Source organism: Rhizobium sp. 1399 (assembly GCF_031455475.1).
Taxonomy (GTDB): domain Bacteria; phylum Pseudomonadota; class Alphaproteobacteria; order Rhizobiales; family Rhizobiaceae; genus Rhizobium.
Genome location: NZ_JAVDSU010000031.1, coordinates 1 through 4,527, shown reverse-complemented (window position 1 = coordinate 4,527; position 4,527 = coordinate 1). Strand labels below are relative to the sequence as shown.

Sequence of the window (4,527 nt, the reverse complement as noted above, 5' to 3'; positions counted from 1 at the left end):
CTTCCCGTGCTTTTTAGAACATAGATGGCACCAGTCAGGTGACCATCGAAACGCAATACGCCACGGAAATGCTTCGGCATTCGGATGGTATGGCGAGCTTTCGCCGTCCACGTTTCTCTTTCTTCAAGAAGACAAAAAACCGCGTCGACCGGTTCCCCGAATGGGCCCGTAGCTCAGTTGGTTAGAGCACACGCTTGATAAGCGTGGGGTCGGAAGTTCAAGTCTTCCCGGGCCCACCATTTGCATTTGCGAATGAGGGTTGGGGATGATGGAATATGGCTGATGCGGAACGTTGCCGAACCTGGTTTATACCGGGCGATCGAGCTGATGGGGCTGTAGCTCAGCTGGGAGAGCACCTGCTTTGCAAGCAGGGGGTCAGCGGTTCGATCCCGCTCAGCTCCACCAAATCGATTGGTGTCGAGACTGACTGGTTGAGATCGGCGTGTTTGTCTTTTGAAGAAAATACAAGTTTGCATCGGCTTTTGGCTTGATGCCTGTTCTGCATATATCGTGAAGAGAAGATTGATCTGGAGGCTTCCAGGTGTTTTGGGTTTTTGACCCGAGATGTCCGAGCCCAGTTCCTGTGAACCCATGGATGGCCTAGCCGGCCGGATATGGTGGAGGGGCTGGAGGTAGGTAGGAAGCTTGTCGCTCTGGGTCGTTGTTGTTTGCTTGTCCTTCGGGGTGAGCATCTGACGGACGACTTGATTACCGTTGCCTGACCGCGCGGTATCGGATCCAATCTCGAGAAGCTGGTCTTAAGACCTGACACAAGCGAGCTGCTCGGCGTAGCTCCAATAAAGTGATCAGGTCGAACACGTCGATGGCATTATTGGATTGACTGGGTTGTAAAAGGTAACCCGGTCTGTTGCCGTTTCCTTCGGGAGCGGGCAGCGAGATGATGAGCATTGGCAATGAGAACGATTAAGTGTCGTAAGGGCATTTGGTGGATGCCTTGGCATGCACAGGCGATGAAGGACGTGTTACGCTGCGATAAGCCGTGGGGAGCTGCGAATAAGCTTTGATCCATGGATCTCCGAATGGGGAAACCCACCTTAAATGCTTGGAAAATCCAAACTGACTGCAAGGTCGGCTTGGGTTTCCAAGCATTGTTATAAGGTATCTTACTTTCGAATACATAGGGGTAAGAAGCGAACGCAGGGAACTGAAACATCTAAGTACCTGCAGGAAAGGACATCAACCGAGACTCCGCAAGTAGTGGCGAGCGAACGCGGACCAGGCCAGTGGCATTAGTGATTAAAGCGGAACGCTCTGGAAAGTGCGGCCGTAGCGGGTGACAGCCCCGTACGCGTAGATATCATTAATGTCCTAGAGTAGGGCGGGACACGTGAAATCCTGTCTGAACATGGGGAGACCACTCTCCAAGCCTAAGTACTCGTGCATGACCGATAGCGAACAAGTACCGTGAGGGAAAGGTGAAAAGCACCCCGACAAGGGGAGTGAAATAGTACCTGAAACCGGATGCCTACAAACAGTCGGAGGGGGCAACCCTGACGGCGTACCTTTTGTATAATGGGTCAACGACTTAGTGTAACAAGCAAGCTTAAGCCGGTAGGTGTAGGCGCAGCGAAAGCGAGTCTGAATAGGGCGATATAGTTTGTTGCATTAGACCCGAAACCGAGTGATCTAGCCATGAGCAGGTTGAAGGTTGGGTAACACCAACTGGAGGACCGAACCCGCATCTGTTGCAATAGATTGGGATGACTTGTGGCTAGGGGTGAAAGGCCAATCAAACTCGGAAATAGCTGGTTCTCCGCGAAATCTATTTAGGTAGAGCGTCTGGCGAATACTCCCGGGGGTAGAGCACTGGATGGGCTATGGGGACTCACCGTCTTACTGATCCTAACCAAACTCCGAATACCGGGAAGTACTACCAGGCAGACACACGGCGGGTGCTAACGTCCGTCGTGAAAAGGGCAACAACCCTAACCTCCAGCTAAGGTCCCCAAGTCATGGCTAAGTGGGAAAGGATGTGAGGATCCCAAAACAACCAGGATGTTGGCTTAGAAGCAGCCATCATTTAAAGAAAGCGTAACAGCTCACTGGTCTAAATAAGGGTCTTTGCGCCGAAAATGTAACGGGGCTAAAGCCATGCACCGAAGCTGAGGATTCCTCTTTGAGGAGTGGTAGCGGAGCGTTCCGTAAGCTGATGAAGGGAGACCCGTGAGGGCTCCTGGAGGTATCGGAAGTGCGAATGTTGACATGAGTAACGATAAAGAGGGTGAGAGACCCTCTCGCCGAAAGACCAAGGGTTCCTGCTTAAAGTTAATCTGAGCAGGGTTAGCCGGCCCCTAAGACGAGGCGGACACGCGTAGTCGATGGGAACCACGTTAATATTCGTGGGCCTGGTGGAAGTGACGGATCGCACAAGTTGTTCATTCTTATTGGATTGGATGGGCAGCGGAGCGGTTCCAGGAAATAGCTCCACCGTATAGACCGTACCCGAAACCGACACAGGTGGTCAGGTAGAGTATACCAAGGCGCTTGAGAGAACTATGTTGAAGGAACTCGGCAAATTGCACGCGTAACTTCGGAAGAAGCGTGACCCCATAGTAGGCAACTATTGTGGGGTGGCACAGACCAGGGGGTAGCGACTGTTTATCAAAAACACAGGGCTCTGCGAAGTCGCAAGACGACGTATAGGGTCTGACGCCTGCCCGGTGCTGGAAGGTTAAGAGGAGAGGTGCAAGCTTTGAATCGAAGCCCCAGTAAACGGCGGCCGTAACTATAACGGTCCTAAGGTAGCGAAATTCCTTGTCGGGTAAGTTCCGACCTGCACGAATGGCGTAACGACTTCCCCGCTGTCTCCAACATAGACTCAGTGAAATTGAATTCCCCGTGAAGATGCGGGGTTCCTGCGGTCAGACGGAAAGACCCCGTGCACCTTTACTATAGCTTTACACTGGCATTCGTGTCGGCATGTGTAGGATAGGTGGTAGGCTTTGAAGCAGGGACGCCAGTTTCTGTGGAGCCATCCTTGAAATACCACCCTTATCGTCATGGATGTCTAACCGCGGCCCGTTATCCGGGTCCGGGACAGTGTATGGTGGGTAGTTTGACTGGGGCGGTCGCCTCCGAAAGAGTAACGGAGGCGCGCGATGGTGGGCTCAGACCGGTCGGAAATCGGTCGTCGAGTGCAATGGCATAAGCCCGCCTGACTGCGAGACTGACAAGTCGAGCAGAGACGAAAGTCGGTCATAGTGATCCGGTGGTCCCGCGTGGAAGGGCCATCGCTCAACGGATAAAAGGTACGCCGGGGATAACAGGCTGATGACCCCCAAGAGTCCATATCGACGGGGTTGTTTGGCACCTCGATGTCGGCTCATCGCATCCTGGGGCTGGAGCAGGTCCCAAGGGTTTGGCTGTTCGCCAATTAAAGCGGTACGTGAGCTGGGTTCAGAACGTCGTGAGACAGTTCGGTCCCTATCTGCCGTGGGTGTAGGAATATTGACAGGATCTGTCCCTAGTACGAGAGGACCGGGATGGACATATCTCTGGTGGACCTGTTGTCCTGCCAAGGGCATAGCAGGGTAGCTATATATGGACGGGATAACCGCTGAAGGCATCTAAGCGGGAAACCCACCTGGAAACGAGTATTCCCTATCAGAGCCGTGGAAGACGACCACGTTGATAGGCCGGGTGTGGAAGTGCGGCAACGCATGAAGCTTACCGGTACTAATAGCTCGATTGGCTTGATCGTTCTCATTGACTATGCTCATCAGGCTTTGCCTGATGATGCTTGACCTTTTGTCCTCACGCGCCAATGGCGCTGCGGACGGCGCGCCGGACAACCGGCGACGCGCTTTGCGCTTGCGGCCTTCTGGCCGAAGGTGCCTCGCGAAAGGTTCAAAGACGTGTTCAAATAAAAAGGATGTGAAAACATCCACCAGCTTCTCAACACAAGTTGCGCTTCGCTGACCTGGTGGTCATGGCGGGGTGGCTGCACCCGTTCCCTTTCCGAACACGGCCGTGAAACGCCCCAGCGCCTATGGTACTTCGTCTTAAGACGCGGGAGAGTCGGTCGCTGCCAGGTCTGCAAAACGCAACTCGTGTAAATCTTCTCATTACGAAACTTACGGCCCAAAGCCGATCAAAGGGCCGCTCGCAAAGCGGCCTTTTGTGTTTGGTGCCATATGATACGAGACAAATTGCTTCGCAATTTGCTCGGCACAGATCCGTAAATCGCAAAGCGATTTACGTAGCAGCGACAAATCCAAAACGGATTTGTCGCGGGACGGATAAACTGCTTTGCAGTTTACCTAGGTAACGCGGGGTGGAGCAGCCCGGTAGCTCGTCAGGCTCATAACCTGAAGGCCGCAGGTTCAAATCCTGCCCCCGCAACCAAATCCTTACTAAACCTCCCCCGAAATCTAACCGCACGCAGCTTATCGCTGCCGCAAAGACTTCGTCTTCGCTAGCGATGCTCGCTCCTCGTTCCCCAATGCTCATCATAACCGCATGGGTGCGAAACCCGAACAGGGCAAAAAGCCTGCAAACGAAACCAAT

At 53.4% G+C, this 4,527-nt stretch carries 3 tRNA genes and 2 rRNA genes; all 5 read left to right on the top strand.

Annotated features, from left to right (window positions below):
* The first annotated feature begins 162 nt into the window (after positions 1-162).
* Positions 163-239 (top strand) — tRNA-Ile (locus tag J2X71_RS38025).
* A gap of 90 nt (positions 240-329) precedes the next feature.
* Positions 330-405, top strand: a tRNA-Ala gene (locus J2X71_RS38020).
* Between the two features lie 517 nt (positions 406-922).
* Positions 923-3,721, top strand: a 23S ribosomal RNA gene (locus J2X71_RS38015).
* A 218-nt stretch (positions 3,722-3,939) separates the two neighbouring features.
* Positions 3,940-4,054: ribosomal RNA gene (rrf, locus tag J2X71_RS38010) — 5S ribosomal RNA — on the top strand.
* 234 nt (positions 4,055-4,288) lie between these two features.
* Positions 4,289-4,365: transfer RNA gene (locus J2X71_RS38005), tRNA-Met, on the top strand.
* Positions 4,366-4,527 lie beyond the last annotated feature (162 nt).